This is a genomic window from Bacteroides sp. An51A (assembly GCF_002161565.1).
GTDB lineage: Bacteria > Bacteroidota > Bacteroidia > Bacteroidales > Bacteroidaceae > Phocaeicola > Phocaeicola intestinalis.
In genome coordinates, this window is record NZ_NFIC01000003.1 from 277,022 (window position 1) to 301,668 (window position 24,647).

Here is a 24,647-nt window from a genome sequence, read left to right on the forward strand (position 1 = left end):
TTTCGAGGCTGTTCTTGCATTTGCCGGAACCTGCTTGGCATTCCGGATTTCAAAGTACCGGTGTAAACAGATGGGCAAACCAGCCTATGAAGCGTTTCCAGGGTGTACGGTCTTTATAGACATCTTTGGTCATCACTGTGCTGTTCCGTTTGTCCTGATTGAAAATTTGCACCAATTGGTCGGTAATGGGCAGATCGAATAGGAAAGCATTGATTTCATAGTCGTAGCGCAGGCTCCGGCTGTTCAGGTTGGTGCTTCCTATCGTGCAGAAACGGTCGTCTACCATCATTACTTTCGAATGGTGAAACCCTCCGTTGTAAATATAAATGCGTGCACCTTTCTTGCGTAACTTGTTGGCAAAATAAAATCCGGCATCGGGGGTAAATGAGATGTCCGATTTACCTGGAATCATAATTTCCACTTTTACTCCTCGTTCTAAAGCCCGTTCGATGGCACGTCTTACACTTATCGTGGGGGTAAAATAAGGATTGATGAGTTGTATCTTATATTGGGCGGCATCAATGGCGGCAATATAAGCGTGCCGCATAGCTTCGGGATGAGTCTTGGGGATGCGTTGCACGATTGCCACTTGTCCTCCGGCGTGTCGGGGTGGGGCATTAAGTGAGTCGGTATTGAAAGGGAAATAGGTTTGTCCTTTGATTTCTTGTCCGGTTTCTTTTTCCCATGTGTCTACAAATGCATGTTGTAATTCGTTTACGGCAGGGCCTTTGATGCAGAGGTGCATGTCTCGCCACGCTCCGATTTTAGGTAGTCCGTTGATGTAATAGTCGGCAATGTTCATTCCGCCGGTATAACCGGTTTTGCCGTCGATGACCACGATTTTTTGGTGGTCACGGCTGGCGATATGGTTGAAGTAGGGGAAGGTAATGGGGTCAAACGTGACGATATCGATACCTTTTTCCCTCAATGCATTCAAATGGCGTTTGCGTAATGGCCGGTTGTTCGACATATTTCCGAAAGCATCAAACATGGCACGTACCTCGACTCCCTCTTTTGTTTTTAGGGCAAGCAAGTCGAATAGGGCATTGGCTATGGAATCATTCCGGAAATTGAAATACTCTAAATGGATATGTTGTTTTGCTTTGCGTATTTCGGCAAATAAATGGTCAAACTTTTCCCGTCCACTGGGTAAAAGGGTAAATTGGTTGTTGTTGATAATTTTATATCCTTTGTTTTGCAGGTAATGTGCGAAAAGTGAATCGGATGGAAGCCATTTTTGAGCTTGCATATACAAAGTGCCGGCAGCTATAAAGGTAAGCAGCAACCACAGATTGAGGTATGGGAAACAATAACAGGCTCTTTTCATCTTCATTTAGTTTTTGGGCGACAAAAATAACCAATAAAACAATAGGGTGTGATTTTTTGTACTTCGTTTTTCTTAAAAGGTGAAGTATCGACCGTAAATAGTGTGAATCGGACAAGAAACAGTGACGTTATATAGGGGTGTCTTTTCCTTGAATATTTTGTATTGTCTCTACCATGTGGCATAAAAAGGCTGCCACAAGAATAAAAACGATTTATGAATATCCTTTAGCCAATATCTGCTCCTAAAATGACTGCATCGGCAAATCTAAAGGACATTCATAAAACGATTTGTATGCTTGCGGCAGTTTAGAGTCTGTTTTAAATTAATCTGGTAGAATCTTGCTTTATTGGGATTTTTAAACAGGCTCTTAGAGACAGATGACTTCGTCTGGTGTAAGATTAATAATCTTCCGCTTGTAAGATTAATAATCTTGCAGCCTGAAGATTATTAATCTTACAGCGATAGACCTATATTTTGTAGAAATCCAAAACAGTTCCTTATTCTTTCGTAATGTGGAACCAGTCTATGTCTGCCCATCCTCCGTCATTGGTGACGATAGCAGGACGGGTGCAGAAAGTACCCACCTTGGCACCTATCCATTTGCCTTCTTTTACTTGGAAAGGTTTGCCTAATTTTTGGAATTTCTTTCCATTCGTGCTATAACTCATCTGGCACATTACGACAAGGTCGTGTCCGCCTTCGCTTTTGCTTATCTTTTCACCGGTAGAAATGATTTCGGCACGCAGGTAGATTTCGTTTTCTTTCAGAGGCACACTGGCATTGACGGTTTCTGTTCCTCCACGGTCTGCCTTCTTGCATTCCACTTGCGAGAGCACCAGTCCGCTTTCCGTGTTCTCGAGAATGATTCCGGCATAGTCCATACCCATCACCACCAGTCCGGTGCGTTCGCCCTTGTATTTAGCGATAGGAGCGAACTTCAGTTTCATGGTTGCCTTGAAACTCGGTGCAGGGAACTTCTGGAGCAGCATATTGGGCACATCCCACAAGCTCTTGTAGTTTTCTGTTACTGGGTAAGAATAGAGGCGCAGGCACCCGTGTTCCTCATCGCAAAAGTGCCACTTATCGTTGATATTTGCGTTCCATTGCCATTGCAAGCCAAGAATATTGGTGTTGAATTCATCACTTTCCTGCGGAGTGCAAATCGGATACGTTTTGCCCACATCCGGTTTTTTCCAAGTCAATACAGGGTCACCGCATCCGTCTCCGTCTTTATCTTCACCGATAACGGGCCAATCGTTCACCCATTTCATCGGCTGGAGGTGTACAAGGCGTCCGGCTGCGCCTACATCCTGAAAATGCATGAACCAGTCTTCGCCTGTAGGTGTGTCTACCCATCCGCCTTGGTGAGGACCGTTGACAGGGCTGTCGCCTTGTGCCATCACGGTACGCCATTCGTAAGGGCCATATACGTTTTTCGAGCGTGCTACTACCTGCCAGCCCGTCGGTACTCCACCGGCAGGGAAAAACATGTAATAATATCCATTGCGTTTGTAGAACTTGGGACCTTCGCAGGTTTCGTGCGCTTCGTGTCCGTCGAATACGATTCGTGAGGGTCCGATGGTACGGGTGGCATCGGCGCTCAATTCGCATACGGCAATGACGCTCTTCAGTCCGGCACGGCTTCCGGCGTAAGCGTGAGCAAGATACACACGTCCGTCTTCGTCCCAAAGCGGAGTGGTGTCAATAATTCCCTTGGCTGCTTTCACCAATACCGGTTCGCACCACGGTCCTTTCACATCCTTGGCTTTCACCATAAAGATACCTTGATCGGGGTCTCCCCAAAAGATATAAAACTCTCCGTTATGATGACGGATGCAGGGAGCCCATACACGGTTTCCGTGCTGAGGGGCAGTATCGGTTACAGGAGGCAAGGCATGAGGCACTGCAACACCTGCGAAACTCCAGTTCACCAAGTCTTTGGAATGAAGCACCTGAAGTCCGGGCAAACATCCGAAACTGGATGAAGTGAGGTAATAATCTTCGCCCACACGGATAACATCGGGGTCGGAATAGTCGGCATAAAGAACCGGATTTTTATACGTTCCGTCACCTTGGTCGGCCACCCATACTTCCGAAACATAGTTATCTTGGGCGTGTAGCGCAGGAAGCGCACAGCCTCCCAGCAGGATTGAGAGTAGAAGTTGTTTCATCTTGTACATTTACAATTTACGGTTTACAATTTAGATTTCACTTTTTGCCTATTACGATTGAGATATGCGGTTTACCTGCCCTGCCGGTCATATTTTATGATTTTTTATACTTTAGGTCAAATGCCGGAGTATGGGCAGCACACCGCAACTTTGCTTACTCAATGACTTGTATCTTAACAGGCTGTTCCAAATACTTCTTCCATTCTTGCACGTAGGCAAACCATTTTTCTTTGGTCGGATATCCAAAAGTTTCCTTGCACGATGTAAACGACGTGTAATAACGGAATGAACTTTCGCCGGGAGCGCTCACGGTATAAAGGAAGTTCTCCTTGTCGGCGGTTTCTTTTACGACCAGTTTTTTAGGGATATACGTAGCAAGACCTACCGTTTCCTTTTTATACTTCACCGTATCGTTTACGGGCCAATCGGTTCCCCAGCTTGCTACGAGTCCTTCATGGTCGGAATACATTGCGGCATGTCCGGTTATGTTTTGCACACCGGTAGCAAACACTTCATCGGTCAGCGGAGCATCAAAAATCACATCCACCTGTGCATCACGGTGTCCGGCATAGAGGGTGTAACGGTTTATCATATTCAGTTCTTTACCCTGATATTGCCAGCCTTTCACTTCGGCATCTACTACGGTACGTACCGGACCGTCGGCAAGAATCCGCTGGCCACGGATGTCAACGGGCTGAATCATGGTAGTCTGCGTGCCGTCCCATCCCCGGAGCGTTCCGGCTCCGCAACTATTGTTCACCTTGATGATGTCATCCCCGAATCCCCGCTTCAATTGCTCATCGGTAGGATAAAACTGGCTTTCCTCGATTTCCAGTCCTTTGCGGAATTTGCCATAAAGGTCTGTGGTCTGCTTTTCGTTGAAATAAATGCGGTATGCTACCAGCTCGCTTTCGAAAGCGATGCCGTGATGTTGCTGAATGGTATACGTATAAGCGTTTCCATCGGCATAAATGGCATACCCTTTGGCATATTGGTTTTTCTTGGAAGTACGGAACAACATTTCGGCAAAAACACGTGCGGGATATACCTTATCGCTCTTTTTCGGAGAAAGCGTGACGGTCAGTGTCTTTTTGCCTTGTGCAGGTACGTCGATGACAAATGCCAGCTCGTCGGCACGGGTATCGCCATTCATATCGTCCAACTGGGAGGGTATTTCAGAAGTTCCGTCGGATACAACTGCTGATTTTACTGTAAACCCTGTTTTCAACGTATGAAGGTCTATCACGACAGGTTCATCGGTTTTTTCTGTTTGCCAAGGGTTCTCCACAACCACTTGAAATGTTTTCTCTGAGTCTTGTGCGGAAGCAGAGATACTTCCTGCCAGCAATGCTAAGCCAATGATAGCAAATGTTTTCATAAATATGTATACAAAATTAATCGATATCTCACTACAGAGACCACAGAGGTATACAGAGACTTTAAATTTATTTCCTCTGTGCTACTCTGTGCCCTCTATGGTGTATAAGCTAATTATGAAAGTTATTTAAGAATCAAACAATCAGAATTTATAAGACTCGGCTTTATTTCCGATTTTTTCGTACTTCTTATCTCCTACGGTAATGTTGGTTACCCCCATCATCTTCAGGTTATCGCCACCTTTTGTCGTAATAACTTTCACATTCTTCAGGGTCGCGTTTTCGGCACGGTTCAATGTCACGCCGTCCTTTGCATCGGAAATGGTTACATTCTCCAGGAAAATGTTCTTGATAGGCATTTCGGGAAGTCCGTTGAACAGTACAGCACGTCCTACATTCTTTGCGGTGACATTCTTGATGAAGATATCACGGAATGCCGGAGTCTCCTCGGTTACCGGAGGCACAACTTCCTCTTTCGGAGCACCCGAAGCATTTCCTTCACCCGGTGCATTACCACCATAGAACAAGTCGAAGATAAGTGCCTCGTTCGGGATATTAATCATGTTGATGTTATTGATGTGGATGTTTTCCACTACCCCGCCACGGCCGCGTGTACTCTTGAAACGCAAGCCAACATCGGTACCAAGGAAAGAGCAGTTGTCTACATAAATGTTTTTTACTCCTCCAGACATTTCACTACCTACTACAAATCCGCCGTGTCCGTGCAGTACCACGTTGTTGCGGATAATTACGTTTTGACAAGGTTCGCCGCGCAGGCGTCCGCTTTCGTCCTTACCCGACTTGATGCAGATACCGTCGTCTCCCGCGTCAAAGCTGCTGCCGAGTACCAGTACACGATTGCACGATTCAATGTCGAGTGCATCTCCGTTTTGTGAGTACCAGGGATTGGATACGCTGATTCCTGTAATGGTCAGGTCTTCGCATGAGAGGGGATGCAGACACCAGCTGGGTGAGTTTTTGAAGGTTACTCCTTCGAGCATTACTTTCTTGCACTTGATGAGGCTCAGCAGCACGGGGCGTAACCAGTCGCGGATACTGGCCCATTCCTCATCGGATTCGATACCTTCGGGCACATTGAAGTCTTTACACGCATTGGCTCCTTTAATAGAACCTTCGCTTGGGTACCATATATCTCCTTTTTCATTGAGTACGCCTCCCGAAGCGACCAGTTTATTCCATTGTGATGAAGTCATTTTGCTTTTCTTTACGGGGCGCCAAGTGTCTCCGTTCCCGTCTATTACACCTTTGCCTGTGATGGCTATGTTTTCAGCACCGTTGGCAGATATGGGCGATTGGCACCGTCGTGTCTCCAGTCCTTCGAATGAAGTTTTGATAATGGGATATTGTGTGTGGTCGGCTGTAAAGAGCACCAGAGCATTTTCTTCCAAGTGCAGGTTGATATTGCTTTTCAGTACGATAGGTCCGGTAAGCCACAAACCTGCCGGTACTATCACGGTACCTCCTCCTTGTCGGGATACGGCTTCGATGGTTTGAGCAAATGCTTCCGTGTTGAGCGTGGTCCCGTCGGCAGTAGCACCGAACTCAGTTATCGAACGGGAATAGGCGGGAAACACGGGTTGTTGCACTTTGGTCATTTGGAATGGCAGGTTGCTATACACATCATCCGGGATAATGGGCGTATTTGCCTGTGCCTTTGTGGTTCCAGTACCAATAAAAGTTGCTATTCCTACAGAAAGCAAGTAATGTCGTAACGTGTTAAATTTAATCATATTCTTATGTTTTTTTGAGTTTTGCATCAAGGTATGATAATATTCACAAATGTAGTGCTTTTCGTTTAGACTCATGTGAATATTTTGACTGAATAGGTAAAAAAAATGGGCGGATGTGGAACTTTTATGCGCAAAAATTGGTAGGAGAATGGATAATTTAATCACTTGGCAGGTAAAATTGTTCATATTTGCTATTTCGTTTGTTGAAAATAGTTCGATTAATGGAAATGTTTGTATCTTTGTCCCGAATTTATAGTTTAAGACGTATGAGTTATAATTTATTAAAAGGAAAAAGAGGTATTGTATTCGGTGCCTTGAACGAGCAGTCTATCGCATGGAAAGTAGCAGAAAAGGCTGTAGAGGAAGGGGCTGTGATAACATTGTCCAATACTCCGGTAGCAGTCCGTATGGGAGAAATATCAGCTTTGGCTGAAAAACTGAATTGTGAGGTAATACCGGCTGATGCAACGAGTGTGGAAGATTTGGAAAACGTGTTCAAACGTTCGATGGAAATATTGGGCGGTAAAATAGACTTTGTATTGCACTCTATCGGCATGTCGCCCAACGTGCGTAAGAAACGTACATACGATGATCTGGATTACGACATGTTGAACAAGACGCTGGATATTTCAGCTATTTCGTTCCACAAGATGATTCAGAGCGCGAAAAAACTGAATGCCATCAACGAGTACGGTTCGATTGTAGCCTTGAGTTATGTAGCTGCACAACGCACATTCTACGGCTATAACGACATGGCAGACGCAAAGGCATTGCTGGAATCTATCGCACGCAGCTTCGGATACATTTACGGACGCGAGCACAACGTACGTATCAATACGATTTCCCAGTCGCCGACGATGACTACCGCAGGTTCGGGAGTGAAAGGCATGGACAAACTGTTCGACTTTGCCAACCGCATGTCTCCGCTGGGCAACGCTTCGGCAGACGAATGTGCAGACTATTGCATCGTGATGTTCTCTGACCTGACCCGTAAGGTGACCATGCAGAACCTGTATCACGACGGAGGTTTTTCAAGTGTAGGCATGAGTTTGCGTGCAATGGCAACTTATGAAAAAGGCCTCGATGAATATAAGGACGAAAATGGAAATATCATTTACGGATAAATAATCATTTCTGAATGAAAAAACTTTTATTCATATTATTAAGCGTCATTGCCTTTGCATCCTGTCAGTCAGATATGCAAAGCGGTGACGCTTTGTCTGACAGAAGGATAAAAGTTTTTCGTTATGACCGTTTACAATATGAGGCGACCGTCATGAATAGCATCTCAGCTATTCAGAAAATGAATATGGATTATCCGCAGGCTACGCGCATCCTTATTGAAGATGTGCTGATGTTGGGCAGCGTGGATGCACCAGACATTAACGAACGTTTGTGTACTTATTATTCCGATTCGGTCTTGCTTCGTTTGATGGAAGAGGCGGAAGAGAAGTTCAGTGATATGACACCGATAGAGGAGCGGCTGACCGAGGGGTTCAAGCGTTTGAAGAAAGAAATTCCTTCGCTCCCGGTTCCGCAGGTGTATGCTCAAATTTCTGCTTTGAACCAGTCGGTGGTAGTAGGGGACAGTTTGTTGGGAATCAGTCTGGATAAGTATATGGGCGAGGATTATCCTTTGTACAAACGTTATTATTATGCATACCAGCGCCGCTCGATGACCCCCGAACGTATACTTCCCGATTGTTTTACTTTTTATTTGGTAAGTCTGTATCCGTTTGGATGGGAAACAGGTCATCGTACTCTTTTCGATGTGATGATGCATCAAGGAAAAATCAATTGGCTGGTGCGAAAAATCCTGGGGTATTCTTCGGATGCAGAAATGCTGGGTTATACCAAGGCTGAAACAGACTGGTGTAAGAAGAATGGGAAGAAACTGTGGGACTGGATGGTACGCCGGGGACATTTGTCGAGTACCGACCCGATGGTAATTCGTGCTTACACGCATCCTGACCCTAATATTATTTTAAAAGGAGAGCCTATACCTCCTATTGTAGGAGTATGGTTGGGGATGCAATTGACGGATAAGTACATGAAAGAGCATCCGGATGTATCTGTCGAAGCTTTGCTGGAGTGTGAAGATTTCAGAGAGCTGACACTCGAATAAGGGACGGATTTACCTAATTAGTTTTTTAAAGTATGGATACAGCATTATATTTATTGCCGGTTACATTGGGTGACACGGCTATCGAACGTGTTCTTCCTTCCTATAACAAAGAAATCATTTTACAAATCAAGCATTTTATTGTAGAAGACGTGCGCTCGGCACGGCGTTTCCTGAAGAAAGTAGACCGGGACATCGATATCGACGGGCTGGCTTTTTATCCACTGAACAAGCACACCGCTCCGGAAGTGGTGTCGGGCTATCTCCGCCCTTTGGAAGAAGGACATCCGATGGGGGTAATTTCAGAAGCAGGATGCCCTGCCGTAGCCGACCCGGGAGCCGATGTCGTGGCTATTGCCCAGCGCAAGAACCTAAAGGTCGTTCCGCTGGTAGGCCCTTCTTCTATCATCCTGTCGGTAATGGGCTCGGGATTCAACGGACAAAGTTTTGCTTTCCACGGTTATTTACCCATCGACCCTTCCGAGCGCATAAAACGTATAAAAGAACTGGAACAGCGCATTTACGGCGAATCCCAGACCCAATTGTTCATCGAGACTCCGTACCGGAACAATAAAATGGCAGAGGATATCTTAAAGACCTGCCGCCCGCAAACCAAGCTTTGCATAGCCGCCAACATCACGTGTGAAGGCGAATACATCAAGACAAAGACCATCCGGGAATGGAAGGGGCATTTGCCCGATTTGTCTAAAATCCCCTGCATCTTCTTAATTTATAAATGAGGCTTTTCGCCTCGGATGACGGAACGGATAAACGCATGCGGAACGCATCCGTATGTATTGCCCTACGCAAGCGGCTGCATCGGACATCCCAACCGCTTGCATCAGCCATCGCAGGCGGTTGCGTTTATCAAGTGAACCGGATGTGTTTTTCCGCATGATACGAGGAGCGGACCAACGGACCGCTCTCTACGGTAGAGAATCCTTTTTCTTCGCCTATCTCTTTATACTTCTGGAATTGCCCGGGAGTGATGTATGCCGCTACGGGATAATGCTTCCGGCTTGGCTGGAGATATTGACCGATAGTCAGAATCTTGCATCCGCATGCAAGCAGGTCATCCATCGTCTGTTCTACTTCTTCCGGTGTCTCTCCTAAACCGACCATTATGCCCGACTTTGCCGTAATTCCGCTTTCGGCTATCATCCGTATCACTTGCAGGCTCCGTTCGTATGTAGCTACACTCCGCACCAGTGGGGTGATGCGCCTTACGGTTTCCAGATTGTGTGAAATGATATCGGGACACGCATGGATGACAAGCCGGATAAGTTCGGCACGCCCCTGAAAATCCGGAATAAGTGTTTCAAGGGTGGTATCAGGGTTCATTTCCTTAATGCATCGGATGGTCTCTGCCCAATGTGCGGCTCCCAAGTCGGGCAAATCGTCTCTGTCTACCGAGGTTATGACTGCATGGTCCAGCTTCATCAGACGGATAGACTCCGCTACGTGCCGGGGTTCTTCCGGGTCGAGCGGAAGTGGCTTTCCGCTTTGGGTATTGCAGAACTTGCACGAACGGGTACAGATGGCTCCGCCAATCATGAAGGTAGCGGTTCCTTTTCCCCAACATTCACCCAGATTCGGGCAGCGTCCGCTGGAGCAAATGGTGTGCAGCTTGTGTGTATCTACGATGCGTTTGGTATCGGCATAACGGGCATTGGCACCGATTTGTATCTTGAGCCATTCAGGCTTTCTTACGTGTTCCATAGTATATGTTATTTCACCACAGATTACACAGATTAAGAAGCTGTTTTGAATTTCTCCAAAAAGTTTTTCTTGGCTTGATGTGTTCGTTTTCGTGTGTGCTTTGGGCGATTTTTTGGTCCTTTTCGCTCCTGTTCTTCGTCAGATAGCCCGCTATCTTCCTCATCACAGAAGCGAAAATGCCTCAAAAACTCATCCCAAATCAGCGCACGATAAATTCAAAACAGCTTCTAAAAAATATTTTTCTCTGTATTCTCTCTGTGGCAAGTTCTTAATCCTTTTTTATCTGTGTAATCTGTGGTGAAAATCACATTACAGGTTTTCAATAAAGAAATTCGCTACGCGGTTCATCAGGTGTGTCCGGGTGTTTCCTCCTGATATGCCGTGGTTGCGGTTGGTATAGATTTGCATATCAAACTGGATGCCCGCCTGTACCAGCGCCTCGCTGTATTCGGCACAATTCTGATAATGCACGTTATCGTCTGCCGTACCGTGTATCAGAAGCAGGTTTCCGTGAAGCTTCGGTGCCCGGAGAATGGCAGAACCGGCACGGTATCCGTCGCCGTTCTCTTTCGGAGTGCGCATAAAGCGTTCGGTATATACCGTATCGTAAAAATGCCAGTCGCTGGGAGCGGCTATTGCCACACCAGCCTTGAAGACCGGCGTACCTTCGCTCATTGACATCAATGTCGTATATCCTCCGTAGCTCCAGCCCCAGATTCCGATACGGTTGGCGTCTACATAAGGCAAGGTGCCGAGATAACGAGCCGTTTCTACTTGGTCGTGCGATTCCTTTACACCGAGGAAAAGATACGTGCATTTCTCGAATGCAGCCCCTCGTCCGCCTGTACCGCGTCCGTCCACGCATACGCTGATGTAACCGTGGTCTGCCATGTAGGCTTCGAACATGCCTCCGTCACTAAAGCTTCCGATGCCCCATTCGTCTAACACCTGTTGCGAGCCGGGACCGCTGTACTGGTGCATGATGACCGGATACTTCTTGTTCGGGTCGAAGCCGGCAGGTTTCATCATCCAGCCGTTCAGCTCTACGCCTTCCGTAGTGCGGAAGGTGAAGAATTCTTTCTGGGGCATATTCAGGGTAGCAAGCTGCCCCTTCAGTTTACTATTATCAAGCAAGGTGGTCAGTTCCCGTCCCCGGTTGTCATTGATTGTGATGAGGGTCGGGGTATCCTTGCTGGAATATTTGTTGATGTAATAGGTCAAGTTTGTATTGAAAATAGCGGTATTGGTTCCCGTCCGCGTGGAAAGCTTCGTTTTCTTTCCTTTGCGGTCTATTTTGTAAACGGCACTCCGGAGCGGGCTTTCCTCGTTGCTGGTGTAATAGAACACATCGTTCTTCTGGTCCCAGCCCAAGAAGTCTTTTACTTCAAACTCGCCTTTGGTCACCTGACGCACCAGGTTTCCGCCGATTGTATATAAATAGAGGTGATTGTATCCGTCGCGCTCACTCATCAGCACGATGTTTTCGGGATAGAAACGGATGTTGCTGTATGCCTGTTCCTTAACGTACTGCTCCGATTCGTCGCGGATGATGCTCTTGCAGATGGCACTCCGCGGATTTGCCATGTACACGTTGAACCGGTTCTGGTGGCGGTTTAAGGTCATAATGGCAAGTTTCTCAGGGTCTGACGTGAATTTGATGCGGGGAATATAGCCGTCCGCATCAAGCGGAAGGTCCATTTTACGGGTCACATGGCTCTTGATATCGAAAGTATGTACGCTCACTTTCGAATTCACTTCGCCGGCTTTGGGGTATTTATACGTATAAGCGCCGGGATATGTGGCATACTCCGTGCGTTCGGGTGCCATACCTTTGTACCACGGGAAGCTGAACATCGGCACTTGGCTTTCATCAAAGCGGATGTAAGCAATCATCTTGCTATCGGCACTGAAGTCGAAAGCACGGTTAAAGCCGAACTCTTCCTCGTATACCCAATCGGGAATACCATTTAATACCTTATTATATTCTCCGTCCTTTGTCACTTGCGACTCGCTATTGCCGAAGAGCAATTTGACAAGGAAGATGTTATTGTCGCGTACAAAAGCGATTTGGAATCCGTCGGGCGAGAAGAGCGGTACTTGTTGTGGCCCGTTCTTCGAAAGCGGTTCTATGGTATTGTTCCTTATATTATAAATGTAATATTCTGCCGTGAACGAACGGCGGTAGATAGGCTTTGTCTCGGTCTGGATGAGAATCAGCTTTTCATCGGGCGACATGATGTAATCATCAAACGACTTGATGGGGCAATCGCGCGCGGTTTCCACATCGAATATGCTTTCCACTTCTTTTCCGGTTTTAAACGAATACTTCACAATCCGTTTCCGGTCGGCACTGATTTGTGTGTAATGCTCACCGTCCAGCATCGGCTTGATGCCATAAATGTTTTGGGGGCGGTATGTTCCGTTAGCCACGTCTTGCAGCGTTACCTTCTGCTGTGCGAATGCACATACGAACGCCACGAGCAGGCAGCTTAATGCAAGTAGTCTTTTCATTGTAGTTGATAGTTTATATGGTTGTAATATCGGCAAAGGTATGAAAAAATACTTATATTTGCATAACCCGTTGTCAATGTTTGTATCGGAGCATGGAAATGCATGCTATTTATTTTACATTTTTAGAAACAGTTTTGAATTTATCGTGTGCAGATTTAGACCGATAAATTTAAAACAGTTTTTTATGGTTTGATGGGCTTGTATTCAGGAACGAGTGCTTTCATGATAATCCATCCGATGAGGTATGCCACCGAGCAGATGCAGAAGATGATAAAATATCCTGCCGGCTTTCCTGTAAAGCCCATAAAGGCGAGCTGGGTGTTGGCGGCATAGTCGAACAGGACTCCCGAACCCATATTGATGAGCGAGGAGCCGATGCCTCCCGCCATGCCTCCGAAGCCGATGATAGTGGCGATGGCGTTTTGCGGGAACATGTCGCTCACGGTACAATAAATATTGGAGGACCATGCCTGGTGGGCTGCTCCGGCTATACCTATAATAATTATCGGGTACCAATATGAATAGGCTCCCAGCGGTTGGGCTAGCAAGGTGATGATTGGGAAAAAGGCAAAGATAAGCATGGCGCGCATACGTCCCTTATAAGGGTTCATTCCTTTCTTTTCCACGAAATAGGTAGGAAGCCAGCCTCCGATGATGGAGAGCATCGTGATGGCATAGAGGACGAAGATGAGCAATTGTGCCATCGGGTCGTTAGAGGGCAGATGGTAGACATCGCTCAAATAAGCGGGAGTCCAGAACAGGAAGAACCACCAGATGCCGTCGGTCAGGAATTTGCCTACGGCGAATGCCCATGCCTGTTTGTAGCGGATGCATTGCAGGAAAGACATCTTGGGTAGGTTTTCTCCCTCTGAGGAGGCTTGTGGCTCTTCTTCTTCTTCATTTTGTTCGATGTATGCCAGTTCGGCTTCGTTCACCCAACGGCTTTCGCGTGGGCGTTTGTAGAGGAACACCCAGAATCCCATCCATACGAAGCCTAACGCACCGATGATGACGAATGCCATTTCCCAACCGTTTCCTACGCCTAAATCGCGGAAATAGCTTGCCAGGGTAGGGATGCTGACCGGAGCGACAAGTGCACCGATTGCAGCTCCACTATTGTAGATACTGGTTGGGAAAGCACGGTCTTTCTTTGGAAAATACTCGGCGGCGACCTTGGTGGCCACAGGAAAATTGCCTGCTTCGCCGATGGCTAAAATACATCGTGCGGCAATGAAGAAATAAACGCTCACTGTGGCGATGCTTAGTGCCAATGCCGAACCGGTTTCGGCTTGTTTCAGGGCTTCTACATTATCTACGCCTACCCACCATTCGGTAGCGATGCCGCAAAAGGCATGGAGGCAGGCACCTAATGACCAGATTCCGATTGTCCAAAGATATCCTTTGCGTGTGCCCATCCAGTCGATGACCCGTCCGGCAAAAAGCATTCCAAGGGCATAGACGATGGCGAACACGCCGGCTATGAATCCGTAGTCGGTGTCAGTCCAATGGAATTCGGGTGCGATAAAGTCTTTCCATGTGAGCGAAAGAACTTGCCGGTCCATGTAGTTGATGGTGGTTGCCATAAAAAGCATAAAGCAGATGGTCCAGCGGAAGTTGGTCATCTTGTTTGGTCGTGTTTTCATAAGGGTTTATAGAAATTAATATGCAGAGCGGTATTTGCCTTCTTCACGGTCTTCCAGTATATTCAGGTAAGAGGCATAACGTGACTCACTGATGTAATGGTTCTCTACGGCTTCGCGTACGGCGCAGCCCGGTTCGTGCCGGTGGGTGCAGTTCCCGTACTTGCAATGCGCGGAGAATTCGAAAATCTCTTTGAAGTAATGGCTAACTTCTTCGTCTTTCATGTCGAAGGTGCCGAATCCTTTGATGCCCGGTGTGTCGATGATATATCCTTCGCCTTCTACGGGGAACATTTCAGAAAAAGTTGTGGTGTGCATGCCTTTGTTATGGGCTGTGGATATTTCTCCGGTTTTCAGGTGTGCTTCGGGCAGGATGGCATTGATAAGCGTTGATTTCCCTACGCCCGAATGTCCTGAAAAGAGGGTGATTTTCCCTTTCAGTTCTTCCTTTATTTCATTGATGCCTTCATTATTGAGGGCAGAAATGCGGAAGCAAGGATATCCGATATGGGTGTAAAGGTGAATAAGCCCTTCCAAATAGCGCAATTCGTCTTCCGAATAGAGGTCGGTCTTGTTGAATACCAGTGCTACCGGTACCCGATAGGCTTCGGCAGAGGCAAGGAAGCGGTCGATGAAGATGGTGGATGTCTCGGGATAATTGACGGTTACTACCAACATGCACAAGTCGAGGTTGGCTGCAATGATATGCGATTGCTTGGAGAGGTTCGAAGCCCGGCGGATGATGTAGTTCTTGCGGTCTTCTATTTCGGTGATGAAGGCGGTCCCTTCGGGGTTCAAGGCGATTTGTACACGGTCGCCTACCGCAATGGGATTGGTGCTGCGTATTCCCTTCAGGCGGAAGTTCCCTTTTATCTTGCATTCAATCTGCCTTCCGTCTTCGGTCTTTACCACATACCAGCTTCCGGTGTTCTTGATGACTAATCCTTTTTCCAATGTTTTATTTAGTTGACTAGTTGACCAGGTACCAGGCACTAGGTCTTAGATACTCAAGTCGTATCAAGTAACCTGGTCAACTAGTATCTACAACCTAGTCAACTAGTACCTTGTAACCTAGTCAGCTATAAAATTATACAGTCATGATTTCTTTGTCTTTAGCCGCCAGCATGTCATCTATTTGCTTGATGTACTTGTCATGCGATTTCTGGAGCTTGGCTTCCGAATTCTTCTGCTCGTCTTCGGGCATACCGTCTTTTACGGCTTTCTTCAAGGAGTCGATGGCATCGCGGCGTGCATTTCGTACGCTTACTTTTGCCGTTTCACCTTCTGCCTTGCATTGCTTGGCGAGTTGTTTACGGCGCTCTTCTGTCAGTGGAGGGATGCCGATGCGGATGATTTCGCCGTTGTTTTCGGGCATGATACCCAGGTCGGAGTCGATAATCGCTTTTTCGATGATGCGGAACATGCTCTTGTCCCACGGTTTGATGGCGATGCTCCGTGCATCGGGGGTAGTGACCGCCGCTACATTATTAATAGGAACCATGCTTCCATATGAATCTACACGGATGCCGTCAAGCAGACGTACATCGGCTTTTCCGGCGCGGATATGTGCCAAAGCATCTTCCAGATACATGATTGCCATATCCATTTTTTCTTCAGCGCTGCTGAGGATAGTTTTAGAATCTGCCATATTCTTGTTGCTTTAAATATTTTGTCGATAAGTTTATGTGAACAAAAATAGGGGATTTTTTATTCTCTTGCAATAGTTTGTGAAGATTTTCGCTGGAAAGTGTGCAATCATCCGTCCTTTGACGCTTGTTTTCGGCTTCGCGGGCATGAACTTTGACGGATTATTCCAAAAAAAACGCCGAATATGTTTGTTTATGGAAAAATGTTACTATATTTGCGAACGATAAAACAATTATACATGAACCGGAACAATCTACATATCATTCTGATGTGTGCCACGGGGCGTATGTCCCTCTATACATCTGCCACTGGGATGACCCCTCGGGGTTGAGCGGTTGTATAATGGTGTTTCTACGTGATACACGCCTGTGGACGCAGGCATTTCTTCATTTTTATGATTCAATAATAAGTGTTTATAATTCATCGCACACAGATGAAACGGATTTTTTAAGGGTTCATCGTGTGCCATCAATTAGTTTTATCGAACAATCGTATGAAAGTATTGAAATTCGGCGGAACGTCGGTAGGTTCCGTCAACAGTATGTTGAATGTAAAGAAAATAGTTGAGGCGATAGATGATAAGGTAATCGTAGTGGTTTCGGCGTTGGGAGGCATCACCGACAAGTTGATAAAGACTTCGAACATGGCGGCATCGGGCGATTCGGGATACGAGAAAGAGATGAAGGAAATCGTGAACCGCCACATCGAAATGGTTTATACGGTGATTCCTGCGGGCGAGAAACGGGAGTTGCTCCTCGATTGTGTGAATGAGCTGCTGAGCGAATTGAAGGATATCTTTCAAGGCATTTACCTGATACGCGACCTTTCGCCCAAGACCTCGTCGACCATCGTGAGCTATGGCGAGCGTTTGTCTTCCATCATCGTGGCTACGCTTATCGAGGGGGCGCAATGGTTCGATTCGCGCCAGTTCATCAAGACCGAGAAGAAACATAACAAGCATATTCTCGACTCGGAACTGACCAATCGCTTGGTACGTGAAACGTTCCGCGAAATTCCGCGTGTGTCTTTGGTGCCGGGATTTATCTCGACTGATAAGGAGACGGGTGAGGTGACCAATTTGGGACGGGGCGGTTCTGATTATACCGCTTCTATCATTGCCGCGGCACTGGATGCCGATGTGTTGGAAATCTGGACCGATGTGGACGGATTTATGACCGCCGACCCACGTGTCATCAGCACCGCTTATCCCATTACCGAACTGAGTTATGTAGAGGCGATGGAGCTTTGCAACTTCGGCGCGAAGGTGGTTTATCCGCCTACTATCTATCCGGTGTGCCATAAGAATATACCTATATTAATAAAGAATACATTCAATCCCGACGCTCCGGGCACTATCGTGAAGCAGGAGGCAGACCATTCTTCGAAAGCCATCAAGGGCATTTCCTCTATCAACGACACGTGCCTCATTACGATGACCGGACTGGGTATGGTAGGCGTTATCGGCGTGAACTACCGCATCTTCAAGACCCTGGCGGAGAACGGCATCAGTGTGTTCCTCGTATCGCAGGCTTCTTCGGAAAACTCTACTTCTATCGGCGTGCGCAATGAAGATGCGGCACTTGCCTGCAAGGTGCTCGATGAAGAGTTCGCCAAGGAAATCGAAATGGGCGAAATCAGCCCGATGAAAGCCGAGGGAGGGCTTGCTACGGTAGCTATTGTGGGTGAAAACATGAAGCATACGCCGGGCATTGCCGGAAAGCTTTTCGGTACACTGGGACGGAACGGCATCAATGTGATAGCCTGTGCGCAAGGCGCATCGGAAACGAATATCTCCTTTGTGGTAGAAGGCGGTTCGTTGCGTAAGACCTTGAACGTGATACACGACTCGTTTTTTCTTTCCGAATACCAGGTGTTGAACCTTTTCATTTGCGGCATCGGTACGGTAGGACATAGCCTGATAGACCAGATACACAGCCAGCAGGAACGCTTGAAACAGGAGCGGGGGCTGAACCTGAAAGTGGTGGGAATCGCCAACGGGCACAAGGCAATGTTCACCCGTGCGGGAATCGACCTTGCCCATTACCGTGAGGAACTGGAAGAAAAGGGCATGCCTTCATCGGTGCAGGTATTGCACGATGAGATTATCGGGATGAATATCTTCAACTCGGTGTTTGTGGATTGTACAGCCAGCCCCGAAATCGCTTCCTTGTATAAGGATTTCCTGGGGCATAACATTTCGGTGGTGGCGGCGAACAAGATTGCGGCTTCTTCGGATTATGAGATTTATGCCGAACTGAAGCGCATAGCCCGCCATCGTGGCGTGAAGTTCCTCTTCGAGACCAATGTGGGAGCAGGGCTTCCGGTCATCAATACCATCAATGACTTGATTAACAGTGGAGACAAGATATTGAAAATCGAAGCCGTGTTGAGCGGTACGCTGAATTACATTTTCAATGAAATCAGTGCCGACGTGCCTTTGAGCCAGACCATCCGGAACGCGAAGGAGCAGGGGTATTCCGAACCCGACCCGCGCATCGACCTGAGCGGGACCGATGTGGTGCGCAAGCTGGTCATCCTGGCACGCGAGGCGGGATATTGCCTGAATCAGGAAGATGTGGAGAAACACTTGTTCATTCCCGACAGCTTCTTCGAAGGGTCGCTGGATGACTTCTGGCGCAAGATACCTTCGCTGGATGCCGATTTCGAGGCACGCCGCAAGGTGTTGGAGCGTGAAGGCAAGCGCTGGCGGTTCGTGGCACGCTTCGAAGGCGGAAAGGGAGTGGTAGAACTGGTAGAGGTAGACCGCCATCATCCGTTCTACGAACTGGCGGGAAGCAATAATATCATCTTGCTTACCACCGAGCGCTATAACGAATATCCGATGCTTATCCAAGGCTATGGAGCCGGTGCGAGCGTGACCGCCGCCGGAGTGTTTGCGGATATTATGAGCATTGCGAATATTTAAGTTTAGGTACCAGGTGACTAGGTACTAGGGACTAGGTTTTGAATAGTCCGATTCTTAAAGTACCTAAAACCTAGTACCTAGTCAACTAGTACCTAGTTACCCGGTCAACTAAAAAGAAAACGAAATGAAACATCTGATTATATTAGGAGACGGGATGGCGGATTGGGCTGTCCCCTCTCTGGGAAACAAGACTTTATTGCAATATGCCCATACGCCCTGCATGGATATGCTGGCACGCATGGGACGCACCGGAATGCTGAAGACCGTAGCCGACGGGTTTCATCCGGGAAGCGAGGTGGCGAACATGTCGGTAATGGGGTATGACCTGCCTACGGTATACGAGGGACGCGGGGTGCTGGAAGCCGCCAGCATCGGAGTCGATTTGGAGCCGGATGACATGGCGATGCGCTGCAACCTGGTATGCATAGAGGGCGATATCCTGAAGAACCATTCGGCAGGGCACATCACCACCGAAGAAGCCGACGAGCTGATTCGTGCCTTGGAAGAACGCTTAGGCTCCGACCGTATCCATTTCTATACCGGCGTGCAATACCGGCATTTGCTGGTGGTGAAAGGCGGAAACAAACACGTGGCTTGCGTGCCTCCGCACGACATCCCGTTGCAGCCCTTCCGCCCGAATCTGGTGAAGGCGTTGGTTCCCGAAGCGCAAGAAACCGCCGATTTGCTGAACGGGCTGATTATGGCTTCGCAAGACTTGCTGGCTTCGCATCCGCTTAACCTGAAACGGATGAGCGAGGGCAAAGACCCGGCGAACAGCATCTGGCCCTGGAGCCCGGGCTATCGTCCGAAGATGGAGCCGTTGGCGAATAAATACCCCTCCATCCGCAAGGGCTCGGTGATTACGGCGGTCGACCTCATCCGGGGCATCGGACGCTATGCCGGACTCCGGTGCATCGATGTGGAAGGTGCTACGGGACTTTATACCACCAATTACGAAGGCAAGGCACAAGCCGCCATCGATGCCCTGAAGACCGATGATTTCGTTTACCTGCACATCGAAGCAAGCGATGAGGCAGGACATGAGGGCGATGTGGACTTGAAGTTGAAGACCATCGAATATCTGGACCAGCGTGCCGTTAAACCCATTTGGGAAGCGGTAAAAGACTGGGACGAACCGGTGGCGATAGCCGTGCTTCCCGACCATCCGACCCCGTGCGAATTGCGCACGCATACCGCCGAGCCGATACCTTTCTTGATTTATTATCCGGGCATTGAGCCGGATGCGGTGCAGGCATACGATGAGGTGTCGTGCCGGGAAGGCGGATACGGCATGTTGGAAAAAGACGAGTTTATGAATTTATTTATGAATAGCTGAAACTTTCACCACAGATTATGAAATATTACAGTACCAATAAGCAGGCTTCCGACGCTACACTGGAAGAAGCCGTAGTGCGCGGACTGGCAGGTGACAAAGGGCTTTACATGCCCCGTGAAATCAAGCCTTTGCCCGCATCGTTTTACGATGAGATAGAAAACCTTTCGTTTCAGGAAATCGCTTACCGCGTGGCGGACGCTTTCTTCGGAGAAGATGTGCCGGCGGATGTCTTGAAGCAGATTGTATATGACACCTTGAGCTTTGATGCGCCGGTGGTGAAGGTGAAAGACAATATCTATTCGCTGGAGCTCTTCCACGGGCCTACGCTGGCGTTCAAGGACGTGGGCGGACGCTTTATGGCACGCCTCTTGGGCTATTTCATCCGCAAGGAAGGAAAGAAGCAGGTCAATGTACTGGTAGCTACGTCGGGCGATACGGGAAGTGCCGTGGCAAACGGTTTCCTGGGTGTGGAAGGCATTCATGTGTATGTGCTTTACCCGAAAGGGAAGGTGAGCGAGATACAGGAAAAGCAGTTCACCACGCTGGGGCAGAACATCACCGCCATTGAGGTGGACGGCACGTTCGACGATTGCCAGGCACTGGTGAAAAACGCATTTATGGACGAAGAGCTGAAGGCGCACATGCAGCTGACCTCTGCCAATTCCATCAATGTGGCGCGCTTCTTGCCTCAGGCTTTCTATTATTTTTACGCTTATGCCCAGATGAAGAAGCAGGGCAAGGCGGACAATCTGGTCATCTGCGTGCCCAGCGGGAACTTCGGAAACATTACGGCAGGGCTTTTCGGCAAGCGGATGGGGCTTCCGGTAAAACGCTTTATCGCCGCCAATAACCGCAATGATATTTTCTATCAATACTTGAAGACGGGTGTCTATACGCCGCGTCCTTCGGTAGCGACCATTGCCAATGCCATGGATGTGGGCGACCCCAGCAACTTCGCCCGTATCCTCGACTTATACGGAGGAAGCCACGAGGCTATCTCCGGCGAAATCAGTGGCGAGACTTATACCGATGAGCAGATTCGCGAAACCGTGCAGAAGGCTTACGAGGAAACCGGATACCTGCTCGACCCTCACGGGGCGTGCGGCTATCGTGCGCTGGCGGAAGGCTTGAAGCCGGGCGAAACGGGAGTGTTCCTCGAAACAGCCCATCCGGCAAAGTTCTTGCAGACGGTGGAAGCCATTATCGGAACCAAGGTGGATATCCCCGAAAAGCTTCAGGCGTTTATGCGCGGTACGAAGCAAAGCGTCCCGATGCCGAAAGACTTCGCTTCGTTCAAGGCATACTTGATGAATGAAAAATGAAGAATTAAGGATGAAGAATGAGGTGAAACATCACTCATTCTTCATCCTTAGAAGCTGTTTTGAATTTATCGTGCGATGATTTGGGATGAGTTTTTGAAGCATTTTCGCTTTTGTGATGAGGAAGATAGCGGGCTATCTGACGAAGAACAGGAGCGGAAAGGACCAAAAAATCGCCCAAAGCACGCACGAAAACGGATACATCAAGCCAAGAAAAACTTTTTGGAGAAATTCAAAACAGCTTCTTAATACAGTCAATTTGTAGAAAATGGATAAATGTCCGCCAACAGCCAATGCATATCCTTAAAAAATGCATATATACTGCATTCGCGGTTGAATATATACTTCATCGGCTTACGAATATATCTTCATCGGCAGATGCAGTACTACTGCGTTTTCAACTCAGACGGATTGGCTAATGGCGGACATTTATTTGTAGAATCCCCCGGTTTGAAAATTCTATTTATTTTTGTACATATTTTCGTAATAGTTCTGGTAATCTCCGCTTGTTACGTTTTTTACCCATTCCTGATTGTCCAGATACCATTTCACGGTTTTGACAATGCCGTCTTCAAATTTGGTTTCGGGCACCCACCCCAAGTCATGAGTTATTTTTGATGGATCGATGGCGTAACGTTGGTCATGCCCCAGACGGTCTTTGACAAAAGTAATCAGTGATTCGTTTATCCAATCAATTTTGATTTGTCCGTTTTCGTTCGTTTCTTTTTTCTTCAGCATCTTCCGGTAGTCGGGTTCTTTTTCCATTATCTGGTAAATAGTGCCAATGATTAATCGGACAATTTCGATGTTTTGTTTTTCATTGTGTCCTCCTACGTTGTATATTTCTCCGTTTTTCCCGTGACATACTACGAGGTCAATGGCTTTGCAATGGTCTTCTACATACAGCCAGTCACGTACATTCGTACCTTTTCCATATACCGGCAGTCTCTTGCCTTCGAGTATGTTCTTTATTACCAATGGAATCAGTTTTTCTGGAAATTGGTAAGGACCGTAGTTGTTCGAGCATCGTGTAATGGTTACAGGCATTTTGTAAGTGTCACGATAGGCAAGGACGATGAAGTCTGCACTGGCTTTTGATGCACTATACGGGCTGTGCGGACATAATGGGGTATCTTCGGTAAAGAAGCCTTCATCTCCCAATGAACCATATACTTCATCGGTGGACACCTGATGGAAACGTACATCGCGCCTCCACGTCGGATAGCCTTGTTCGTCTTTACCGGTCACCCATGCACAGCGGGCTGCATCCAGTAGGTTTTGTGTTCCTAAAATGTTGGTCTGTAGAAAAAGTTGTGGGTTTTCGATGCTTCGGTCCACGTGGCTCTCTGCTGCAAAATTGATGATATAGTCAAATTTGTATTCAGAAAACAACTGGTCGGCAAGATTGCGGTCGCAGATATTTCCTTTGATGAAATAGCAACGATCGTCGTCTATATCTTTGGCAATAGTGCCTAAGTTGCCGGCGTATGTCAGAGCATCCAATACGACTACCCGTATATCTTCATGTTTAGCAAGAATGTATTTTATATAATTAGCACCGATAAATCCGGCTGCTCCTGTAACTAAATAGGTTTTCATAATGTTACTTTGTTTAAGCGGTGCAAATTTCGGAAAGATTTTTCAATCAAGCAAGCATTATTCGTTTAATTCTATTACTTCCAGGTCAGAAAAATTACCTTTATCGATACGGAAGCGTACCAAAGTGCGTACTGTATGGAAGCCATACTTGCCGGCAGCACCCGGATTGATGTGCAGCAGTCCCAGCTTGGAATCATATTTCACTTTCAGGATGTGCGAGTGGCCGCTGATGAACAACCGGGGAGGATGGGTTGATAAAATATTCCGTACCGACGGGTCATATTTCCCGGGATATCCTCCGATGTGCTTGATGAGTACATCTGTTTCATCTATGGTAAACCGGTTGATTTCGGGGAAGCGCAGACGGATGTCTTGTCCGTCGATGTTGCCATACACGGCACGTAACGGACGGAAAGCTTCCAGTTTTTGTATGATTTCCAGAGAACCGATGTCTCCTGCATGCCATATTTCGTCACACGGTTCGAAATATTTCAGGTAACGTCCGTCCCAATAGCCGTGTGTGTCTGATAAGAGTCCGATGGTGGTCATTGTTATTTATGGGAGTTGCAGTTTCAGCTTGACGAATTGCCTGATGAAATCGACTGTTCCGTCGATTCCCAGTACTGACGAGTCGATGCAAAGGTGGTATGTCGCGGCGGCTCCCCATGTGTTGTAGCTATAATAATTATAGTAGGAAGAGCGTTTTTTGTCGGCTTTTTCCATAATTTCTTCTGCTTTTTCTTCGCTGATGTTCAGTCGTTTGGTCAGGCGCTCGATGCGTGCTTGGGGGGAGGCTGATACAAAGACGTTGGCACATCGCGGATGGTCACGCAATACATAGTCGGCACATCGTCCTACAAAGAGGCATGATTGTTTTTCAGCAAGGTGGCGGATGACATCGCTTTGGATTTTGAACAGAGAGTCATTGCTCAAGTACGAATTATAAGGATAAGCTCCTTCGGTAATGAAGGGGAACCGTGTTCCGAACAGTCCTCCTAACAGGCTTTGCGAAGCCTTTTCGTCGGCTTTCTCGAAAAACTCTTTACATAATCCGCTTTCTTTTGATGCGAGGTTTATCAGTTCTTTGTCGTAAAAGGCGATGCCAAGGTCTTTTGCCAGTTTTTCTCCGATTTCTTTTCCGCCGCTCCCTAATTGTCGACCAAGATTGATTACAAAATGCTCGTTCATAACGCTTTTGTTTGA

General features: G+C 47.5%; 20 protein-coding genes. 7 read left to right on the forward strand and 13 right to left on the reverse strand.

Going from position 1 to position 24,647, the window contains the following annotated elements; translation table 11 throughout:
• Window positions 1–49: 49 nt before the first annotated feature.
• From cls to B5G04_RS07510, 4 genes are all read right to left on the reverse strand, one after another.
• The gene (gene cls / locus B5G04_RS07495) at window positions 50–1,249 is read right to left on the reverse strand and encodes a cardiolipin synthase (protein ID WP_225226492.1); all 1,200 of its coding nucleotides are present in this window, start codon (window positions 1,247–1,249) and stop codon (window positions 50–52) included.
• A gap of 575 nt (window positions 1,250–1,824) precedes the next feature.
• Complete coding sequence (locus B5G04_RS07500; protein WP_087396722.1) at window positions 1,825–3,498, reverse strand: glycoside hydrolase 43 family protein; 1,674 nt, start codon at window positions 3,496–3,498, stop codon at window positions 1,825–1,827.
• 154 nt (window positions 3,499–3,652) lie between these two features.
• Window positions 3,653–4,876: a DUF4861 domain-containing protein gene (locus tag B5G04_RS07505; protein WP_087396548.1), complete on the reverse strand. Its 1,224-nt coding sequence runs from the start codon at window positions 4,874–4,876 to the stop codon at window positions 3,653–3,655.
• 141 nt (window positions 4,877–5,017) lie between these two features.
• Window positions 5,018–6,625 carry a glycoside hydrolase family 28 protein gene (locus B5G04_RS07510; protein WP_087396724.1) on the reverse strand — a complete coding sequence of 536 codons (1,608 nt, stop codon included), beginning with the start codon at window positions 6,623–6,625 and terminating at the stop codon, window positions 5,018–5,020.
• A gap of 266 nt (window positions 6,626–6,891) precedes the next feature.
• Between B5G04_RS07510 and B5G04_RS07515 the strand changes: the two genes are divergently transcribed.
• From B5G04_RS07515 to B5G04_RS07525, 3 genes are read left to right on the forward strand one after another with little or no spacing between them, the layout of a single operon-like run.
• A complete protein-coding gene (locus B5G04_RS07515; RefSeq protein WP_087396550.1) occupies window positions 6,892–7,749 on the forward strand; it encodes an enoyl-ACP reductase in 858 nt (285 codons plus the stop codon).
• A 14-nt stretch (window positions 7,750–7,763) separates the two neighbouring features.
• A complete protein-coding gene (locus B5G04_RS07520) occupies window positions 7,764–8,750 on the forward strand; it encodes a gliding motility lipoprotein GldB (RefSeq protein WP_087209837.1) in 987 nt (328 codons plus the stop codon).
• A 32-nt stretch (window positions 8,751–8,782) separates the two neighbouring features.
• Window positions 8,783–9,487, forward strand: a complete 705-nt coding sequence (locus B5G04_RS07525) for an SAM-dependent methyltransferase (protein WP_013617660.1) — start codon at window positions 8,783–8,785, stop codon at window positions 9,485–9,487.
• A 127-nt stretch (window positions 9,488–9,614) separates the two neighbouring features.
• On the opposite strand, the gene lipA is transcribed toward B5G04_RS07525, so the two are convergent.
• The 6 genes from lipA to frr all read right to left on the reverse strand — a co-directional run bounded on the left by lipA (window position 9,615) and on the right by frr (window position 16,265).
• Window positions 9,615–10,466, reverse strand: coding sequence for a lipoyl synthase (gene lipA, locus B5G04_RS07530; protein ID WP_087249683.1), 852 nt, complete (start codon window positions 10,464–10,466; stop codon window positions 9,615–9,617).
• A 32-nt stretch (window positions 10,467–10,498) separates the two neighbouring features.
• Window positions 10,499–10,651 carry a hypothetical protein gene (locus B5G04_RS19745; protein ID WP_158100070.1) on the reverse strand — a complete coding sequence of 51 codons (153 nt, stop codon included), beginning with the start codon at window positions 10,649–10,651 and terminating at the stop codon, window positions 10,499–10,501.
• Between the two features lie 124 nt (window positions 10,652–10,775).
• Window positions 10,776–12,977 carry a S9 family peptidase gene (locus B5G04_RS07535; protein WP_022038890.1) on the reverse strand — a complete coding sequence of 734 codons (2,202 nt, stop codon included), beginning with the start codon at window positions 12,975–12,977 and terminating at the stop codon, window positions 10,776–10,778.
• Window positions 12,978–13,159: 182 nt separating this feature from the next.
• Window positions 13,160–14,620 (reverse strand): MFS transporter, encoded by a 1,461-nt coding sequence (locus tag B5G04_RS07540; protein ID WP_087396552.1) that lies wholly within the window; start codon window positions 14,618–14,620, stop codon window positions 13,160–13,162.
• A gap of 15 nt (window positions 14,621–14,635) precedes the next feature.
• On the reverse strand, window positions 14,636–15,571 hold the full coding sequence (gene rsgA, locus B5G04_RS07545; RefSeq protein WP_087211701.1) for a ribosome small subunit-dependent GTPase A: 936 nt from the start codon (window positions 15,569–15,571) through the stop codon (window positions 14,636–14,638).
• Between the two features lie 133 nt (window positions 15,572–15,704).
• Complete coding sequence (frr, locus tag B5G04_RS07550) at window positions 15,705–16,265, reverse strand: ribosome recycling factor (RefSeq protein ID WP_022038887.1); 561 nt, start codon at window positions 16,263–16,265, stop codon at window positions 15,705–15,707.
• Window positions 16,266–16,757: 492 nt separating this feature from the next.
• On the opposite strand from frr, the gene thrA reads away from it, so the two are divergent.
• The 4 genes from thrA (at window position 16,758) to B5G04_RS19750 (ending at window position 22,094) form a co-directional block, all read left to right on the forward strand.
• Complete coding sequence (gene thrA, locus B5G04_RS07555) at window positions 16,758–19,190, forward strand: bifunctional aspartate kinase/homoserine dehydrogenase I (RefSeq protein ID WP_087396554.1); 2,433 nt, start codon at window positions 16,758–16,760, stop codon at window positions 19,188–19,190.
• A 124-nt stretch (window positions 19,191–19,314) separates the two neighbouring features.
• Window positions 19,315–20,526 (forward strand): cofactor-independent phosphoglycerate mutase, encoded by a 1,212-nt coding sequence (locus tag B5G04_RS07560; RefSeq protein ID WP_087396556.1) that lies wholly within the window; start codon window positions 19,315–19,317, stop codon window positions 20,524–20,526.
• A 17-nt stretch (window positions 20,527–20,543) separates the two neighbouring features.
• Window positions 20,544–21,848, forward strand: coding sequence for a threonine synthase (gene thrC / locus B5G04_RS07565; RefSeq protein WP_022038883.1), 1,305 nt, complete (start codon window positions 20,544–20,546; stop codon window positions 21,846–21,848).
• 75 nt (window positions 21,849–21,923) lie between these two features.
• Window positions 21,924–22,094 (forward strand): hypothetical protein, encoded by a 171-nt coding sequence (locus B5G04_RS19750; protein ID WP_158100071.1) that lies wholly within the window; start codon window positions 21,924–21,926, stop codon window positions 22,092–22,094.
• Between the two features lie 210 nt (window positions 22,095–22,304).
• On the opposite strand, the gene rfbB is transcribed toward B5G04_RS19750, so the two are convergent.
• From rfbB to B5G04_RS07580, 3 genes are read right to left on the reverse strand one after another with little or no spacing between them, the layout of a single operon-like run.
• Window positions 22,305–23,444, reverse strand: coding sequence for a dTDP-glucose 4,6-dehydratase (gene rfbB / locus B5G04_RS07570; RefSeq protein ID WP_022038882.1), 1,140 nt, complete (start codon window positions 23,442–23,444; stop codon window positions 22,305–22,307).
• Window positions 23,445–23,501: 57 nt separating this feature from the next.
• Window positions 23,502–23,993, reverse strand: a complete 492-nt coding sequence (locus B5G04_RS07575) for a metallophosphoesterase family protein (RefSeq protein WP_022038881.1) — start codon at window positions 23,991–23,993, stop codon at window positions 23,502–23,504.
• Window positions 23,994–23,999: 6 nt separating this feature from the next.
• Entirely contained in the window at window positions 24,000–24,632 is a 633-nt protein-coding gene (locus tag B5G04_RS07580) for a cytidylate kinase-like family protein (RefSeq protein WP_087211689.1), read from the reverse strand.
• Between the last annotated feature and the right edge of the window lie 15 nt (window positions 24,633–24,647).